The sequence below is a fragment of the Saccharospirillum impatiens DSM 12546 genome (assembly GCF_000423605.1).
Taxonomy (GTDB): domain Bacteria; phylum Pseudomonadota; class Gammaproteobacteria; order Pseudomonadales; family Natronospirillaceae; genus Saccharospirillum; species Saccharospirillum impatiens.
This window is the reverse complement of record NZ_AUIH01000022.1, coordinates 15,104-33,192: the sequence shown is the minus strand read 5'-3', so window position 1 is coordinate 33,192 and position 18,089 is coordinate 15,104. Positions and strand designations below refer to the sequence as shown.

General features: G+C 56.2%; 13 protein-coding genes. 10 read left to right on the top strand and 3 right to left on the bottom strand.

Going from position 1 to position 18,089, the window contains the following annotated elements; translation table 11 throughout:
* Window positions 1–20: 20 nt before the first annotated feature.
* Window positions 21–611 (bottom strand): acyl carrier protein phosphodiesterase, encoded by a 591-nt coding sequence (locus tag G565_RS0112060; protein ID WP_028671149.1) that lies wholly within the window; start codon window positions 609–611, stop codon window positions 21–23.
* A 126-nt stretch (window positions 612–737) separates the two neighbouring features.
* Here G565_RS0112060 and hemE point away from each other — a divergent pair, with 126 nt between their 5' ends.
* On the top strand, window positions 738–1,802 hold the full coding sequence (gene hemE, locus G565_RS0112055; protein ID WP_028671148.1) for a uroporphyrinogen decarboxylase: 1,065 nt from the start codon (window positions 738–740) through the stop codon (window positions 1,800–1,802).
* Between the two features lie 280 nt (window positions 1,803–2,082).
* Here the strand turns inward: hemE and G565_RS0112050 are convergent, their stop codons facing one another.
* On the bottom strand, window positions 2,083–4,488 hold the full coding sequence (locus G565_RS0112050) for a penicillin acylase family protein (RefSeq protein ID WP_028671147.1): 2,406 nt from the start codon (window positions 4,486–4,488) through the stop codon (window positions 2,083–2,085).
* A gap of 430 nt (window positions 4,489–4,918) precedes the next feature.
* Here G565_RS0112050 and parC point away from each other — a divergent pair, with 430 nt between their 5' ends.
* The 3 genes from parC (at window position 4,919) to G565_RS0112035 (ending at window position 9,960) form a co-directional block, all read left to right on the top strand.
* Window positions 4,919–7,159 (top strand): DNA topoisomerase IV subunit A, encoded by a 2,241-nt coding sequence (parC, locus tag G565_RS0112045; protein ID WP_028671146.1) that lies wholly within the window; start codon window positions 4,919–4,921, stop codon window positions 7,157–7,159.
* A 70-nt stretch (window positions 7,160–7,229) separates the two neighbouring features.
* On the top strand, window positions 7,230–7,502 hold the full coding sequence (locus tag G565_RS0112040) for a late competence development ComFB family protein (protein WP_028671145.1): 273 nt from the start codon (window positions 7,230–7,232) through the stop codon (window positions 7,500–7,502).
* A complete protein-coding gene (locus G565_RS0112035) occupies window positions 7,492–9,960 on the top strand; it encodes a glycogen/starch/alpha-glucan phosphorylase (protein ID WP_051207834.1) in 2,469 nt (822 codons plus the stop codon). Before G565_RS0112040 ends, G565_RS0112035 begins: the two co-directional genes overlap by 11 nt.
* 17 nt (window positions 9,961–9,977) lie before the next feature.
* Here the strand turns inward: G565_RS0112035 and G565_RS0112030 are convergent, their stop codons facing one another.
* Window positions 9,978–11,246, bottom strand: a complete 1,269-nt coding sequence (locus G565_RS0112030) for an ABC transporter substrate-binding protein (protein ID WP_245584173.1) — start codon at window positions 11,244–11,246, stop codon at window positions 9,978–9,980.
* Between the two features lie 197 nt (window positions 11,247–11,443).
* On the opposite strand from G565_RS0112030, the gene hemC reads away from it, so the two are divergent.
* From hemC to G565_RS0112000, 6 genes are all read left to right on the top strand, one after another.
* Window positions 11,444–12,391 (top strand): hydroxymethylbilane synthase, encoded by a 948-nt coding sequence (hemC, locus tag G565_RS0112025; RefSeq protein WP_211227170.1) that lies wholly within the window; start codon window positions 11,444–11,446, stop codon window positions 12,389–12,391.
* Complete coding sequence (locus tag G565_RS26040; protein WP_051207832.1) at window positions 12,391–13,116, top strand: uroporphyrinogen-III synthase; 726 nt, start codon at window positions 12,391–12,393, stop codon at window positions 13,114–13,116. Before hemC ends, G565_RS26040 begins: the two co-directional genes overlap by 1 nt.
* A gap of 129 nt (window positions 13,117–13,245) precedes the next feature.
* Window positions 13,246–14,532, top strand: coding sequence for a uroporphyrinogen-III C-methyltransferase (locus tag G565_RS0112015; RefSeq protein ID WP_028671141.1), 1,287 nt, complete (start codon window positions 13,246–13,248; stop codon window positions 14,530–14,532).
* On the top strand, window positions 14,529–15,686 hold the full coding sequence (locus tag G565_RS0112010; protein WP_028671140.1) for a heme biosynthesis HemY N-terminal domain-containing protein: 1,158 nt from the start codon (window positions 14,529–14,531) through the stop codon (window positions 15,684–15,686). The genes G565_RS0112015 and G565_RS0112010 overlap by 4 nt, the downstream gene beginning before the upstream one ends.
* A 3-nt stretch (window positions 15,687–15,689) precedes the next feature.
* A complete protein-coding gene (locus tag G565_RS0112005; RefSeq protein WP_028671139.1) occupies window positions 15,690–16,184 on the top strand; it encodes a GAF domain-containing protein in 495 nt (164 codons plus the stop codon).
* A 431-nt stretch (window positions 16,185–16,615) separates the two neighbouring features.
* The gene (locus tag G565_RS0112000; RefSeq protein WP_211227172.1) at window positions 16,616–17,863 is read left to right on the top strand and encodes an ABC transporter substrate-binding protein; all 1,248 of its coding nucleotides are present in this window, start codon (window positions 16,616–16,618) and stop codon (window positions 17,861–17,863) included.
* Window positions 17,864–18,089 lie beyond the last annotated feature (226 nt).

Genomic DNA, 18,089 nt, shown 5'->3' with positions numbered 1-18,089 from the left:
GAACTGTTTTGGCTTACTGGTTATCGCTTTCGATTGATTGGAGTTGAGTCAATTGAAAGCAACGTATTAATGTAGTTTTGCAAGTTCTCGTATTGGCTATCGGCCTGCCTTGTAGCCCACATCCCCCATTCTGACATCGAATCCTCAAACCGGATTCTTCTGGACATACCGCTTAGTGCTCGAACGAGGTTTTCTGGCTCTTTGTACCCTGCGAGCCAATCATCAACCTCCATCCAGTGGAGTGTGCGAGTCAATCTTTCAGGTAGTGCCAATGTATTGAACTCAAAGGCTTGTTGGTATCGCGATCGCGTGAAATCAGTCAGTGGTTGTTCATGGTAGTGATGCCAGTGTTTCGCCAGGTGATGATCAATCAGCATGTCGACCACGATAGGAGTGGTTTTACGTAACTTTGGTCGGAGGGCTACTCTCAAAGGTTCAAGTAGAGGCGTGGTATCGGTCAACTTGTCTATAGTTTGGTGCCGGTCAAAATGAATCAGAAACTCTTCTGAAACAGTGGTCGGGTCAGGGCGGCGCGCAAAATCGGGCCAGAGTGAACCGATAAGGGCGTCGGGGGTTGAATCTGAGAATAGCCAGTGACCCAGGAAATTCAAAAAAGCCCCCTTGCTATAGCATCTAAAAAATTGATCCCTAGTGTATCACCCTTGGACCTAACCGGATTCGTCAGCCGTGCTGGCTATGCGTATAATGCGCGCACTTTTTCTACAGGACCTTTCACCATGGCCGATTTGACCAACGATCGCTTACTGCGCGCCCTGATGCGTGAACCCACGGACCGCACTCCGGTCTGGATGATGCGTCAGGCAGGGCGGTATTTGCCGGAGTACCGGGCGTTGCGGGCGGAAGCGGGCGATTTCCTCAGCCTGTGCAAGAATGCCGATTTTGCCTGTGAAGTGACGCTTCAACCCCTGGAGCGTTACCCCTTGGACGCGGCCATACTGTTTTCCGATATTCTGACCATTCCCGATGCCATGGGGCTTGGGCTCTATTTCGAGACGGGAGAAGGGCCGCGCTTTGAGCGGACGGTCCGAACCATGGCGGATGTTGAGGCGTTGCATAAACCAGACATGTCCAGTGATTTGGGTTACGTGATGAATGCGGTCAGCACGATTCGCGGTGCCTTGAATGGCCGGGTGCCGCTGATCGGCTTCTCCGGCAGCCCATGGACACTGGCGACCTACATGATCGAAGGCGGCAGCTCAAAGGATTTCCGTCACATCAAAGCCATGCTGTACAACGAGCCGGATACACTCCATGCGTTACTGACTCGCCTGGCCGATTCAGTCACCGATTACCTGAATGCCCAGATTGAGGCGGGCGCGCAGGCGGTGCAAATCTTTGATACCTGGGGAGGCGCTCTGGGCCACACGGTTTATCCGACTTTTTCGCTGGATTACATGACCCGCATCGTTAATGGCCTGAAGCGGACCCACCAGGGTCGCAAGGTACCCGTGATTCTGTTCACCAAAGGCGGTGGTCAGTGGCTTGAGTCGATGGCGGCGTCAGGCGCCGATGCGCTGGGGCTGGATTGGACGACTTCATTGGCGGATGCCCGGGCCCGGGTAGGCGAGCAAGTGGCTTTGCAGGGTAATATGGACCCGTCGGTCCTCTATAGCTCACCGGAGGGTATCCGGACCGAGGTCGAACGCATTCTGGCGGAGTACGGCAAAGGCTCTGGTCATATCTTCAATCTGGGTCATGGGATTCACCAGTTTGTTGATCCGGAGCATGCCGGGGCCTTTGTTGAGGCGGTGGTTGAGTTGAGTCCGAAGTACCACCGTTAATGCTTTTGCGGGCAGTCAGCGGTGGTTTCTGGTGTTAACCCGGGCTACCCAGTCAAGTGCATGCCACCGGGTGTGGTTGCACCCGGTGGAGTCAGCAGCAAGGGCTGACATGCCAGGAGCGTTTTTGTTTTAGTATGAGTAAGGTGAGGCGCTAAGGTACTTGCCAGGGCGGGGGTTTCTATCCTGTGGCCTGGTCCCGTAGCGCCTGATCAGACTTACCGGCCTGTACCGAGTGGGCGGCAAACCGCCCACTCGGTACAGGGATTTCCGTCGTGTATAATTACATCGGTTCCAGTGTCATGCGCCATTGTGTCGGCCCGGGCATGAACCCGCTTGGGCGCCCTTCGACCCAATCACGATGGCCCCGGTCGTAATAAGGCGACATCGGGTGGCCGCTCTGGCCAGCCGGCATGTGAAAAATCCCGTTTTCTTCCTGACCTGGCGCGACTACCATGCGCTCGGATGCACCATTGCTCCGGCGCTGCACCCGTGGCATGTAAGTGTCGCCGTCCATCGGCTCTTCAGGCATATCGAGCCAGCGCGATAGCAGGGGTACAGCGGCGCTTAACGGGTGGCTGATCGACAGAGTGTTGGCTTTGCCCCAGGTCTGATCGGACAGCGGCTCGCCATCGACGGTCATCACCTGGAGGGTTTCATCGACCATTGACAGCATGAAATCATCCCAGTCGTCATAGCCAAGTGGCAAATGCTGTTCCGGCTGCTGAGTGACCAGCGCCCAAACCGGATATTCCAGAAAATTATCCACACGTTCTGGCCAGAAGACATTGCTGGCGCTGTCGAGCTGGCGGTAAACCGATCCTATGGTGTGATTGATGATGCGTTCACGGAACCGTTTAACGGCCAGGTACCCAACGGAGGTTTTGCTGGCCCGCCCTTCCCATCGGGCCACGTACTCGGCCAACTCGGATCGTTCGATGGCACCGGGGCTTTCGTCGTTCTCAAGTACCGCAAGCAGCAGTCGTTGCCAGCGTTGCAGGAAAAGGGCGCGGTCATCGAGCGCAATATCAAGAAACGCCTGTTCATCGAATTGTTCCCGTGCAAAGAGCCCGGTCTCGATTTGCTGCTGACGCGCGCCCAGAGCGTAGTCGCTGCGGCCAACCAGATCGAGCAGTTCATCGGATACAATGCGGGCATTGGCTGTCCAGATACGATCGCCGGCCGGGTTTACCAGGGCGGGGAACTCAGATGGGCTCAGATAGCCGGACCACCCCAGTTCGCCAGTTGACCAGTCGGCCGGTTCAGTCGGAGAAATGCCGGCCTCGACGAATCCGAAGCGCCGTGGCAGACGGCCCATGATTGTCCAGGCCTGATTGCCGCGCACATCCACGACGTTCAGGTTTTGGCCGGGCACCCCCGAGGTGGCCGCGATCGTCAGCGCATCGTAGACGGTGTTGGCGGTTTCCATTCGGGTCAGGTCCAGGTTGGCTCCTTCCGGGTCGTGAGCCACCCAGCGCATGGCCAGCATGTTGCCAAAATGATCGTAACCGATGACAGGTCCCCAGCGGGTGGTTTTCACTGCTGCTGTGACGGGTTCAGCGCCTTTCACCTGAACCACTTCGTTCTCGACAGTAAAGGGCTGCCAGCCCGCCGGCGTCAGGTATTCCGATTCTTCAGCATTGGTTTGCAGAATAATGGTGTCGTGAAAGTCACCATTGGAGTTGGTGAAGCCCCAGGCAATGTGTTCGTTAGAGCCAACCACCATGGCGGGTGCGCCAGGCAAGGTCGCCCCGGTGATGCGCCGGTCGGCCCCGGCGACGGTCCAGCTGGCACGGTACCAGATGTTAGGCACGCTCAGACCCAAGTGCATGTCATCGGCCACCATGCCGGCATCATAGTCGGTCAGGTTGCCGGAGACAGACCAGTTATTGGAGCCCAGCTCCACGGTATCCTGATAATGCCAGGGCTTCAGGTCACCAGCGGAAGCTACTTCCTGGGGGGCCTGTAGCTCAGCAAGCGGTTGCTCGGGAAAGAACGGCGACCATTGATACGCCTCACCGTGAACGGGAGAGTCCCATTCGCCGCCTGCCGGGGTCAGGAAGGTATACCAGTCGTTCGGCAGCAAATCTTTCATCACTGCCAGTGAGCGCTCGCGCTCGTTCCATTGAGGCTGGAGGTCAAGATACATGCTGTACAGAGCAAGCATGCTGTCTGCCGGTTGCCAGTTACGGGGCTGGGTTTGCAGCAAGCGATATTCGAATGGAGGGCTATCTAGAGCGGCCAGGCCGGCGTTCACCCCGGCGGTATAGGCATTGAGGCGCAGTAGCTCAGGTCGCTTCAGGGCAGCGACGGCACGTTCCCCCCGTTTGCGAAACTGGTGGACGCGAATGTCCTGATCGTAGGCCAGCGCCGCTTCGCCGACCAACTCAGCTAGCTCGCCGGCGGAGTTGCGACGCAACAAATCCATCTGGAAGAAGCGCTCCTGAGCGTGCAAAACACCGAGCGCATAGGCGGCGTCTGGCCGGTTTTGGGCGTAAATCGTCGGAATGCCCTTAGCATCACGCTCAATGCGGACGTCAGCGTTCAGGCCGGGCATCGGATGGGTGCCTTCAAGTGGCGCCAAACTGCCATTCAGTTGCCACCAGAGCCAGGCGATAGCGCCTGCCAACAGGACCAGCAACAGTAAAAGGGTCCTGAAAATCCATCGAATAGGGCGCGATACGGCCATGCCAGTTTCCTTTTTATGGTTATTTTAAACGTCTTTTATTAGTCAGGCTGACCGCTAATCCGAGTGCTAGCCTCCGGGCCTGCCTATCCGGGGGAGTCCGCAGCAAGGATGCTGCGGTCCAGGCCCCATGGACGGGTTCACGCCGACCCCGGAGAGGTAAGCCCGGTGGCTGGCACGGTTTTCTGGCACGAAAGGCAATGCGGCCGCTCTCGGATTGCAGTTTGCCACAGAAACACGAGAGCCCAAAGGCTCCGGTAACAGGTTATGCCGGTCAGTTGACAACGCCGTTGTGCCTTGGCAAACCCATGCCTGATTGTCATAAGCGGTTGAAATTGCGACACTTGCGCCAGTTTGAACCGACACCGGTCTGATTCTATTGATCCCGGGGTGCCTTCCAGAATCGGGTGCCCTGTTAAGGCGAACCCATCGAATGACTGAACAATCCGGCGAATACATCGAGCATCTGTCGCTCAGCCAGTTTACTGAAAAGGCGTATCTGGATTATTCCATGTACGTCATTCTGGACCGGGCCTTGCCCCACCTGGGTGATGGCCTCAAGCCCGTGCAGCGGCGCATCATCTATGCGATGAGCGAGCTGGGGTTGAAAAGCACCTCCAAATACAAGAAATCCGCCCGGACAGTGGGTGATGTGCTGGGTAAATACCACCCACACGGCGACAGCGCTTGTTATGAAGCCATGGTGCTAATGGCGCAACCGTTTTCCTACCGGTACCCGCTGGTCGATGGTCAGGGTAACTGGGGGGCACCCGACGACCCGAAATCTTTCGCTGCCATGCGTTACACCGAGTCGCGCCTGCATGCGCATGCGGGTCTGTTGCTCGATGAGCTCGGTCAGGGCACGGTTGACTGGGTTTCCAATTTTGATGGCACCATGGAAGAGCCCTCGGTGTTGCCGGCACGATTGCCGCATATTCTGCTGAACGGCACCACCGGTATTGCCGTCGGTATGGCCACCGATATACCACCGCACAACATTCGTGAAGTCGCTGCTGCCTGCATTCATATGCTGGACTCACCCGATGCGTCGCTGGCCGACGTTATGATGCACATCAAGGGGCCTGATTTTCCAACCGGTGGCGAGCTGATAACGCCGACGGCGGATCTGCAGAAAATTTACGAGTCTGGCCGTGGTACAGTCAAGGTTCGGGCACGGTATGGCACCGAAGGGGGCGATATTGTCATTACCGAGCTTCCCTATCAGGTATCCGGCTCCAAGATACTGGAGCAGATTGCCCACCAGATGCAGGTCAAGAAACTGCCGATGGTGGTTGATCTGCGCGATGAATCCGATCATGAAAATCCGACGCGACTGGTTATTGAGCCTCGCAGCAACCGGGTTGATGTCGATGCTGTAATGAACCACCTGTTCGCCACCACCGATCTCGAAAAAACCATCCGTATTAACCTGAACATGATTGGTACCGATGGCCGGCCCCAGGTTAAATCCCTGACTCATATCCTGAGCGAGTGGCTGACCTTCAGAACCACGACTGTGCGTCGCCGATTGCAGCATCGCCTCGATAAAGTCATCGCCCGGCTGCATATACTCGACGGTTTGCTGATCGCTTACCTGAATATCGATGAAGTCATTCACATTATTCGCACCGAAGATGAGCCCAAACAAGAGTTGATGAGCCGCTTCAAACTGAGTGATGTGCAGGCAGAAGCCATTCTCGAACTGAAGCTACGGCAACTGGCCAAACTGGAGGAGTTCAAGATCCGTGGCGAACAGGATGACCTCGCCGCCGAGCGTGACAAGATCGAAAAAATCCTGGGCTCAGCCACTCGTATGCGCACCCTGATCAAAAAAGAGATCATGGCCGATGCGGATACTTTCGGCGACGACCGTCGAACTCAGCGAGTTCAACGCGAAGAAGCCCAGGCGTTCAGTGAAACCGAAGTACTGCCGTCAGAACCCGTTACCGTAGTGTTGTCCCAAAAAGGCTGGATCAGGGCCGCTAAGGGGCACGACATCGACGGCGTTAACCTCAGTTACAAGGCCGGCGATGCGTTTGCTTTCAGCGCACCAGGCAAGAGTAACCAGCCTACCGTGCTGCTCGACTCGACCGGTCGGTCCTATACGCTGGCCACTCATGCATTGCCATCAGCCAGGGGGCAGGGCGAACCCATATCAGGACGTGTCAGTCCGCCGCCGGGTGCAGAGATGCGTGGCCTGCTGCTCGACGAACCCAACCAGCAGTATCTGCTGGCTTCAGATGCCGGTTACGGCTTTATTGGCCGGTTTGAAGACATGGTCAGTAAAAACAAAGCCGGCAAGGCGCTATTAAGCCTGCCTAGAAACGCCCGGGTTCTGGCACCGGCGGTTGTTCATCAACGTGAGACGGACTATCTGGCAGCGGTTAGCAATGAAGGACGACTGTTGGTGTTTCCGGTGCGTGATCTGCCTGAGCTGGCCAAAGGCAAGGGCAATAAAATCATCAACATACCGGCAGCGCGGGCAACTGAACATGAAGAATACATGATCGGTGCGGTGGTGCTCGGTAGTGGTGATACGCTGCTGATCTACTCAGGTAAGCGCAAATTGAAACTGAAAGGCGCGGATCTGGAGCACTATCTGGGTGAGCGCGGTCGCCGGGGTAATAAATTGCCCCGAGGGTTCCAGAGCGTCGCAAGCATCGGTGTTGAATAAGGTTACACCGACTCTGTTACTTGGCTAAATATCGGCTAGTCTTCAGGGCAGGATTTACGGAGGCACGCGCATGACCATAGACACCCAAATCGCCAATTATTACGAAAAGCTGGTGATCGATGATTTGAAAGGCCGGTTGGAAGCCGACGGAAAAACAGAAAATGAACTGGCCGACATCGCGTGTGTGGCGCTGAATCAGTTGCCTGCACGCTACTACCGGTTTTCGGTGGATATGGCGTTTTATCTGTCGGTGCAGGAGCAACATGGGATGGAGACTGAAGTCGAAAAGGCCGTGACGCATGCACTGGCCTTCGTTTCCGGGCATCACCGCGATGACGAATAGCAACGCGCAACCTCCTTTTACTGTTGAGTCCCTGCAGGCCAGTATCGTGCACCATCTTCACGTGACCCAGGGTACCTACGAAGAAAAAGCCAGCCCCCAGAGCTGGTGGAAAGCCACCGCAGGCGCCGTCAATGAGGCCGTTATGGCAGGCCTCACCGATACTCAGCGCTCCCATTCCACACAGGACACCCGGGCCGTGAATTATCTGTCCATGGAGTTTCTGATGGGGCGGCTGCTGTCCAATAACCTGAATAATCTGCAGTTGTATGGCTTCGCAGAGCAAGCCCTGGCGAATCTGGGGCAATCATTAACCGATATTCTGGAAGAAGAGCCGGATATGGCTCTGGGCAACGGCGGCCTGGGGCGTCTTGCCGCCTGTTTTCTGGATTCCCTGGCCACGTTGAATTACCCGGCCGTAGGTTACGGCATTCACTATGAGCATGGGCTGTTTGAGCAAAGCTTTAACCAGGGTCGGCAAGTTGAGCGACCGGATGACTGGCGCGAGTATGGCAACCCCTGGGAGGTCTGTCGGCCGGAATCGGTTCAGGAGATCAAACTCTATGGCTATGTTGAAACGCTCAGTGAAGGCGGGCGCGCTTATAAGGTCTGGCGACCGGCACGGACCGTCAAGGCAGTGCCCTGGGATATACCGATTGTCGGGTATGGCGGGAGCAACGTTAATATTCTCCGCCTCTGGGAGAGCCGGGCGACCGACTACTTTGACTGGGATGTGTTCAACGCGGGTGGCTATGTTGATGCCCAGGTCGAGCAAGCGCAGGCAGAGACCATTTCCAAAGTGTTGTACCCCAACGACGAAACGGATGCAGGCAAGGAACTGCGCCTGATTCAACAGTATTTTTTCAGTGCGGCGTCGCTGGCTGACATTATCCGGCGGTATCAGCGAGCCCATGGTGATGACTGGTCCCAGTTTGCTGAGCGCGTTGCCGTGCAATTGAACGACACTCACCCGGCAGTGGCCATCCCTGAACTGATGCGCGTGCTGATGGACGAAAAGCGTCTGGGTTGGGATAGCGCCTGGGCAATTTGTCACCCGGTCTTTTCCTATACCAATCACACCTTGTTGCCGGAAGCCCTGGAAACCTGGAGCCTGGCGCTTTTCGCCAGGGTATTGCCCCGGCATCTGGAAATCATCTTTGAAATTAATCATCGTTTTCTGAGTCAGGATGTCGAGCGCCGTTGGCCCGGCGACGATGCGATGAAAGCCCGATTATCGGTCATTGAGGAGGGGCATCAACGGAAAGTTCGCATGGCGCATTTGTCGGTCATCGGCTCGCATACTGTCAACGGGGTCGCTGAGGTTCATTCCAATCTGGTCAAGTCTGACCTGTTTCCGCATTTCGATCAGCTCTGGCCTGGAAAATTCACCAACGTAACCAACGGAGTCACTCCCCGGCGCTGGCTGAAGGCCTGCAATCCACGGTTATCCACGCTGATCGACAAACACATCGAGTCCGACTGGCCTTTGCACCTGAGTAAGCTTGAGCGACTGACCACCCTGGCTGACGATGAGGGATTTCAGTCTGAGTTCATGGCCATCAAACATCAGAATAAGGTAGATCTGGCCGGTGAAGTCAAACGCCTTACGGGTATCGACATTGAACCCGACGCTCTGTTTGATGTTCAGATAAAGCGCCTGCATGAGTACAAGCGACAGCATTTAAACCTGCTGCATATTTTGCTGTTGTACCGTCGTTTGCTTGACGATCCGGATGCCGTAAAGGTTCCGCGTGTTTTCCTGTTTGGTGCCAAGGCCGCGCCAGCGTACACATTGGCCAAAGACATTATCTATGCCATTAATTGCGTGGCCGAGCGCATCAATAATGACGTCCGCATTCAGGGTAAGCTTAAAGTCGTGATGTTGCCCAATTATCGAGTTAGCCTGGCTGAAAAGATCATACCGGCGGCCGATCTGTCGGAGCAAATTTCAACCGCAGGCAAAGAAGCCTCGGGCACCGGCAATATGAAACTCGCTTTGAACGGCGCACTGACCATCGGCACTCTGGATGGTGCCAATATTGAGATTGCTGAAGAGGCAGGCCGGGATAATGTGTTTATTTTCGGTCTGTCTGTCGATGACGTTCGCCAACTTGATAAGCAGGGCTACAACCCTTTTGATCTGTACCATGAAGATGAAGAGCTTAAGGCGGTTCTCGACTGGCTGGATAATGGCTATTTCACACCGGATAACCCGGGGGCGGTGTCGTCGATTAAACACAGCCTGTTGAAAGGTGGGGATCCCTACAAGGTGTTGGCAGACTTTCGCAGCTACTGCGACGCCCAACAACAGGTAGAAGCCCGATACCAGGATAAAAAAGCCTGGGCACGCAGCGCTATCATCAACACGGCAACCATGGGTAAATTCAATTCAGACCGTTCGATTGAAGACTACGTGCAACGCATCTGGCACCTCAAACCTTACCCGCGCAGTCAGGGCTGACTGCGCGGGTAATCTGCTTATTTTATAACGTACTGACCATAGCGAATTGCTTTGGCCAGTTCGCGCGACGATTCTGACGGTGAAATCGGATTCACCGTCAGTTCGCCTATTTTCTCGTAAAAATAGCCCTGAACAGTACCCGTGGTTGCCATGCCATGGGCAATGCTGGGCAGCAGGGCGTCATTGGCGGCGGCTGCGATAAACTCGTTCATCGACACCTGGGCGCAATCGTCGAAGGCACTCATGCTCATGTCTGTACGGGGTGGAATCGAGCCTTTGTTCTGGTTGAAGGTGCGCTGAAAGGAATCGTCCATAATGTTGCGCACCAGGTCATTCTGGGCCGATTGATCAGCCTGGTCTGCATCGCGCAGATCGAAGATGGCAAAACTGTCGATATTAAACAGGAACTGATTTTCGGTGCCGGGCACCGGTGCACAGATGTAGTCGGTGTTGGCCTCCTTGCCTTCAGCCGAAAATTCTCCTTTGGCCCAGTCTCCCATAAACTGAAACGCGGCTTCGTCATTGATGATCAGGGCGGTGGCCTGGTTCCACTCGCTCAGGTCGTCTGACAGCGTTATGTGATCGAGCAGCCGGTAGTACCGGTCAAACACGGCATCCATCGTGTCGCCGCGCATGGCGCGAAAATCATGCTCGACCAGTGCTTCCCGGTAAAAGTCCGGGCCCCCGACCGACAAGGCCACCGATTCAAACAGGGTGGCATGTTGCCAATTCTGGTGCCCCTGGGCGATCACCTGGTAGCCGGCGTCTGCGATGAGGTCTGCGGCCTGGTCAAACTCAGCCCAGGTGGATGGAATGGCGACACCTACTGCATCGAGGATGCGTTTGTTGGCCCATAACCAATTGGTTCGGTGCACATTTACCGGTACCGCGACGTAGTCACCGTTGTATTGCATCGCGGAGGCGACCACGGGAGGCAGTCGCTGATCCCACTGTTGCTCATCAGCCAGGTCGTTAATGTTGCTCAGAAAGCCCAGGCGGGCCCAGCGTTGAATGTCCAGACCCTTGATCTGGGCCGCTGTGGGCGGGTTGCCGCGCAGAACCCGCTCTTGCAGGGTGGCCATGGCATTACCGCCACCGCCGCCCTGTACAACGAAGTCATCCCAGGTGTGACCATCTTCCTGCATGGCCTCCTGCAACACCTGAACAGAGCGGGCTTCACCGCCGCTGGTCCAATAGTGCAACACTTCAACGGAACCTGCCTGAGACAGGCCCGGCAGCAGTAATAGCATGGCGTTGAACGCCATCGTGCGGTTGGATCGGGTCATTGCGTACTCCAGCGTGTTCGGTATTTTTTTATCGTTGTTGGCGCTATGGGCACGGACAGAGTACCTCGACAGGACCTCGACATAATGTAACAAACCGTATCAAAGGGTTGGTGCCGGCGGATGGGAAGTCGATCACAAACGCTTCTTCCAGCGATTATTTGTTACACTTTGCACCACATTTGATGGCGAAGAGTGTCATGACCCAAATTTTGCGTATCGCAACCCGTAAGAGCCCACTGGCCCTGTGGCAAGCGGAGTATGTTCGTTCTGCACTGGTTCAGTTGCATCCGGAACTTCGCGTTGAACTGGTACAAATGGCCACTAAAGGCGACAAAATGCTGGATGTTCCACTGGCCAAGGTGGGCGGGAAAGGGTTGTTCATTAAAGAACTGGAGGTGGCCATCTCTGAAGGGGAGGCCGATATCGCGGTGCATTCCATGAAAGATGTACCGATGGAAATGCCGGAAGGATTTGAACTGGCGGTGATCTGCGAGCGTGAAGATCCGACAGACGCCTTCGTCTCCAATCAATTTGCTCACGTGAATGATTTGCCCAAAGGCGCGGTGGTGGGCACCTCTTCTCTGCGCCGACAAGCTCAGTTGCTGGCGGCCAGGCCGGACCTACAGATCCGCTTTTTGCGCGGCAATGTGGGAACACGTCTGGGCAAGCTGGATGCTGGCGATTACGATGCCATCATTCTCGCATCAGCCGGGTTACGCCGCCTTAAGCTGGAGGAGCGTATTCGCCACACCCTGGATACCGATCTGTGCCTGCCAGCGGTCGGCCAGGGCGCTGTTGGTATCGAAATCAGAGCCGGTGACCAGGCCACCCGGACCTTGCTGGCACCGCTGATGCATTCAGAGACCCAAATTCGTGTCACCGCCGAGCGTGCCATGAACCGCCGCCTGGAAGGCGGCTGTCAGGTGCCCATTGCCGGATTCTCATTATTGAACGATGGCGTACTGAGCATGGAAGCCAGGGTTGGAGAGGTGAACGGTGAACGGCTTCTGAAAGCAAACGATGTCATCGTGTTAACCGGGTCGCTGACAGAACAATTGGCTCAGGCGTCTGCGCTGGGTCTGGATCTGGCCGAGCGACTGCTGGACCAGGGCGCTGGCGCCATTTTGGCCAAACTGTCTGACTGATGCGCTTGCTACTGGCAAAAGCGCGCTCGGACTGGGCACGCTGGCAGTCTTACCTGGACCCCCATGCTGAACTGATGTTGCACGACCCATGGCAATTGACGTTAAGCCCGGAAACTCCGGAAAGGCGGTCTCTCTGGCTAAACCTAGACGAGTATCAGGGCGTGATCTGCGTCAGCCCAACAGCAGCCAGCCAACTGACTGCAGCGCTGGACCACTACTGGCCGCAGCCGCCGCAGGGGGTGCTGTGGGTGTGCAATGGCCCGGCCACAGCCGAGGTCCTTGGCCGGGGCGGATTGACGCCTGTATTTCCTGTCTCCGGCCACACGGCGGAGGATGTGCTTTCCTTGTTGTCGACCCTGAATGTGGCCCAGCGCAAATGGTTGGTCGTAAAAGGGGTCGGTGGGCGAGACCTGTACCCCAGAGAGCTGAGGGACCGTGGCGCGCAGGTACAGACGATGGACGTCTACGAGCGCGCCCTTGACCCTGCCATACTTGAGCATATGTCCCGATCAAGCAGCCAGGCAGACGCTGTGCTGGTCAGTTCTCAGATGCTGGGTGAAGCCTTGCTGGCTGGGGAAAACAGCAGGTGGCTCAATTGGCCGGGACTTTGGGTGCTGACGTCGCCGCGGTTGATGGACTGGGCCCGGGATCAGGGAATTGGCCGTTCACTGGGTACGCCCGGCGCTTCCCCAGAGGCCGTGGCGCAGGCACTCGGCAAGCTCTGAGTGTGTTATTAAAGGCTTTTCCGGATGGGGCGTGACGACACGACCCGGTTCACCTTACACTGATACCCACAAATGGAACCCCTGTGGTCGCGACACGACCGCCACTGGACAGCAAAGGCCGCACCGCCCATGAATAAAGATACCGAGTCCGAAAAGACACCGACACCGGATACTGACAAGCCAGCTGCTGAGCAGCCGGAACCGGCACAGAGCACTTCGGCAACCGATGAGGCAATGGCCAGGCCACCAGCGACCGAGTCAGACGATGCTGGCATAGGCGTTGACGGCGAGAAGGTCAAGCCCTCTTCTGAAGCGGTTCAGGCAGAGGATAAGCCGAAGCAGAAGGCTGTGCCGAAAGCCAAGCCCCCCGGCAATTCCGGCGCTTCCCCTCGTCGTCGGCCAGGATCCGGCCGGTCGGGTCGGTCAAACCGGCTGCTGGTCACTGTGTTGGTTTTGGTCCTGATGATTGCAGGCCTGGCCTGGCTGGTGTTTTGGGGCTGGCAGCAATACCGCGTATTGCAGCAGGAATCCGAAACCGTGGTTAGTTCACTGAGTGAGTTGCGTCAGCAGGTGTCTAGCCTAAGTGTGCGTCTCGAATCATCGAACAGCGAGCGTGAGCGGCTGGCACAGCGGGTTCAGCAAGAGCAGCAAGCGCTGGAATCAATGCTAATAGAAACCGCGCAGCGGCTTAGCCGGCGCCAGGATCTGGACGCTGATCGCTGGCCGCTTGAAGAAGCGCTAACCTTGCTGAGACTCGCGGAGCGGCGCTTGCAATTGGATGGGGATGCGACCATCGCCATTAGCCTGCTGAACGCCGCTGACCAGGTTTTAGCCGGGCTCACCGAGGCTGCTGTTTTACCGGTACGCCGCCAGATCGCCTCAGACAGGCTTGCCTTGCAGTCGGTCAGCAGCGTTGATTTGAACGGCACTTACTTTCGACTGGAAGCGATCAGCGAACGTATCGCCAGTCGCCAGTGGTCGCCTGCCGAGCGCCTCGAACCTCAGCCCCAGAGCAATGAGACGCCACTGAGCTGGCAATCTTTTCAAGACAGCCTGAGCAGTCTGGTGACCGTCAGTCGGCTGGATGTGCCTTACCAGGCACCGCCGCTATTGTCTGAATTTGCCCAATGGCAGCAACACAGTCTGTTGTTGACCGAGCAAGTTCAACTGGCACTGTTGGCTCGCAACCAGCCGTTGTACAACGAAGCTCTGGCACAACTGCTGGTGCGCGTTGGTGCCATGTCGCCTGAATTGGAACTGAGCGCTATAGAGGCTGAACTGGAATCCATGCAGGGTCTGACTCTGACGCCGGACTTTCCTGATATCCACGCCAGTGTTGAAACGCTTGAGCAATATATGACCCGGGTAGAAACCGAGGCGACTGAACCTGCCGACAATGGGGAGGATGACGCATGAGCCGGCTTTTGCTGAAAGTATTGTTATGGCTGGTGCTGGTCCTGGCAGCCGGCCTGCTGGCGCATTTCATGGTGCGTTATCCAGGTTACGTGATGATCGCCTGGGGTCAGTGGATGGTCGAGATTACCTTGTGGAGTGCAGTGGGCTTGTTCCTGGTTTTGCTCCTGGTCAGTTGGTTGGCAATCAAGCTGCTGCGAGGTGTTAATCCGGTTCGTCTGGCCCGGCAGTATCGAGACCGGCGTGATCGCAAGACAGCCCGGGTAGCAACCGGGCAGGCAGTCATGGCCTGGTTGGAGGGCGATGACAGTGCCGCCTTGTCAGCATTGCACCGAGTGGTTAAAGCCGGTGGATCAGAGCGTCTGCCAAGGGTGCTGACGTTGATACCGGCGCAGGACAGCGGCGACTGGCCAGCCCTGGTCAGTGAATTCAAACGAACAGACCCGGACCTTGCCCTGGTCGCTGACGTTTTGACGGCCGAGCGCCTGGTTCAGTCTGGCGACTCCGCCGCCTTGCTCGCCTTGTGGCAGCAAGAGCCCGGGCTCCAGCGTATTCGAAAACTGCAACCCGATTACTGGCGAGCGCTGATGGATCAGGGGCAAGCCGGGGTCGCATTGCATGCCATCAATAAAACGCCCAACCTGAACCCTTTCGATCGCGTGCGCTGGCAGCAACAAGTCGCATTGCAATTGATCGAGCAAGGGTGCCAAACGTCCGTTGATGCCCTGCTGCCACTGAAAACATTGCCCAAATTGATCCGCCAAAAAGCGGATGTCGTGGCTGCAGAATGCCGCTGCCTGCTGATGCATGGCCAGGTAGATAACGCGTTGAAACGGCTGACCAAGGCACTGGAGAAAGCGCCCGCCCCCGTATTGCTGCGCTGCTTGCTCGATGAACACTTGCCGGGAACCCGAACGCTACCGCTTGCCGAGCATCTGGAAAAACGCCATGGTCCCAATCCCGAGCTGATGCTGACTCTGGGCCAATTGTGCGAAGCCCAGTCTTTGTGGGGGAAAGCTGAAGACTATCTTGTTGAGGCCTGGCGGACCGACCCGAACCGTGAAACAGGTCTCGCTTTGGCCAACTTTTTTGAACATCGTCAGCAAACCGATCGCGCTTTAGCGCAATATCGTGAACTGGCTCACCTGGGAGACTGAACCTTGGCCGAAACGTTAACACTGACCCCGACGGACGACCGTCGAACCCAATATGCCGAGCTATTGCCGCAATTAAGCGGCCTGGTACAGGGTGAGCCTGACCGGGTAGCAAACCTGGCCAATCTGGCGGCAGCCCTGCGCCAGAGCTTTGGTTTTTTCTGGGTCGGTTTTTACATCGTACGGGATGATCAGCTGGTGCTTGGCCCTTTCCAGGGCGACATCGCCTGTACTCGTATTGAACACGGCCAGGGTGTCTGTGGTGCCGCCTGGGCCGAAGCGACCAGTCAGTGGGTACCGGATGTCGATGCTTTTCCCGGCCACATTGCCTGCAGCAGCTTGTCTCGGTCAGAAGTCGTAGTGCCGGTAATAGTGGACGATGACGTTGTGGCCGTATTGGATGTCGACAGCGATCAACTGGATGCTTTTACCGAAGCCGATATTGAAGGTTTGCAATCGATTGCGCTGCTTTGCGCGAAGATGTGGGCCGAATCCCGCTGACGTGAATCATCGGGTAAGTCCCGTCTATGTAACAACTTTGTTACATAGACGGGACTTACCGTAAGAGACCAGTGTTACCTTCCTGCCTATCTACGTTTACCAATAACCATACAGCAGCGCTTCGTTTTTATAACGCGTTACAGGGTGTCACCTCTGGTAACAGGGGTAACACCGCCTATCGACAGATCGCTGTTAGGCTTTGTTACTCTAGGTTGCTATTAGAGACGTTACTCGGCCATCGGGGCTGACTAGAGTAAGGCTGTGGCAATCGTCCCTGCAGGTAGCTTCAAGCAGCTGCAAGGGTTCGAGTTCACAGCTTTGTTCGTTGTTTCATTGTTGTCGCCGTGACGACTGGTCAGTAGCTGCAACGATGGAACTATCAAAACTGAAAAAGCCCGAGTAAAACAACAAAGAGAAGGACTGAGACCATGATGTTTAAGAAAACACTGATTGCGATGGCAATGGGCAGCACACTGGCGGTAACCGCCCAGGCCGGTGAAGTTGAAGTACTGCACTGGTGGACTTCCGGTGGTGAAGCTCGCTCCATCGCGGTTCTGAAAGAAATGGTTGAAGACGCCGGTCACACCTGGACTGATTTCGCGGTTGCCGGTGGTGGCGGTGAAAATGCTTATACCGTACTGCGTTCACGCGCCGTATCCGGTAACCCACCTGCCGCAGCGCAGATCAAAGGTCTGGAAATTCAGGAATGGGGCGATCTCGGATTTCTCGCCAGCCTGGATGAAGTTGCTGACGAAAATAACTGGGATGAAAACCTGCCTTCTGTCGTTGCCGACGTTATGAAGCACGACGGCGAATACGTTGCCGCGCCTGTGAACGTTCACCGTGTTAACTGGATGTGGGCAAACCCGGCTGTGTTTGAAGATGCTGGCGTTGAAATTCCAACCTCACTCGACGAGCTGTGGGCTGCTGCTGAAGAGTTGAAAGCAGCTGGTGTAACACCAATTGCGCATGGTGGTCAGCCATGGCAGGACGCGACAACCTTCGAAAGCATTGTGCTGGCTGTTGGTGGTGCTGAATTCTTCAACGACGTTTTCGTTGAAATGGATCAGGCCGCTCTTGAATCAGACACCATGGTTGAAGCCTTTGAAGAGTTCCGCAAAGTCAATGACTACATCGATCGTGGTGCACCGGGACGTGACTGGAACGTCGCAACGTCTATGGTCATTCGTGGTGAAGCGGCCATGCAGTTCATGGGTGACTGGGCGAAAGGTGAATTCACTGCCGCCAACATGACCCCGGGTGAAGACTACATCTGTGCAGCATTCCCGGGTACCGAGGAAGCCTTCACATTCAACATCGATTCACTGGCCATGTTCAAGCAGCGTACCGCTGCAAACGCCGAGGCTCAGTTGAAAATGGCTGAACTGGTCTTGTCGCCAAGCTTTCAGGAAACGTTTAACCTGAACAAAGGTTCTATCCCGGTCCGTACCGATCTGGACATGAGCAAGTTTGACGATTGCGCACTGGCTTCTATGGAAACCTTCAAGAGCACGTCTGCTTCAGGCGAAGGCCTGGTGCCTTCCATGGCCCATGGCATGTCAACGACATCGACCATTCAGGGTGCTATCTACGACACCGTGACCGAGTTCTTCAACTCGGACATGAGTGCTGAAGACGGCGCCACTCGCCTGGCTCGCGCGGTTCGCGCTGCCCAGTAAGGGTTTGGTCTGGTCAGAGTAGCGTCCAAGCTGCTTTGACCTTCAGCCTGCATCCGTCGGGTGCAGGCTGATTCTGGCAAATCTCCAAATCACAGATACAGTTATTCATCTCGACCTGTATTCCTACCGGGGACATTAAAACTGCTACCGGCCCGGGGGTATGGATAGTACCCGTAGTTTGAGCGGACATGTGAATGATGAATGCAAACAGGAATCCAGGGAATCT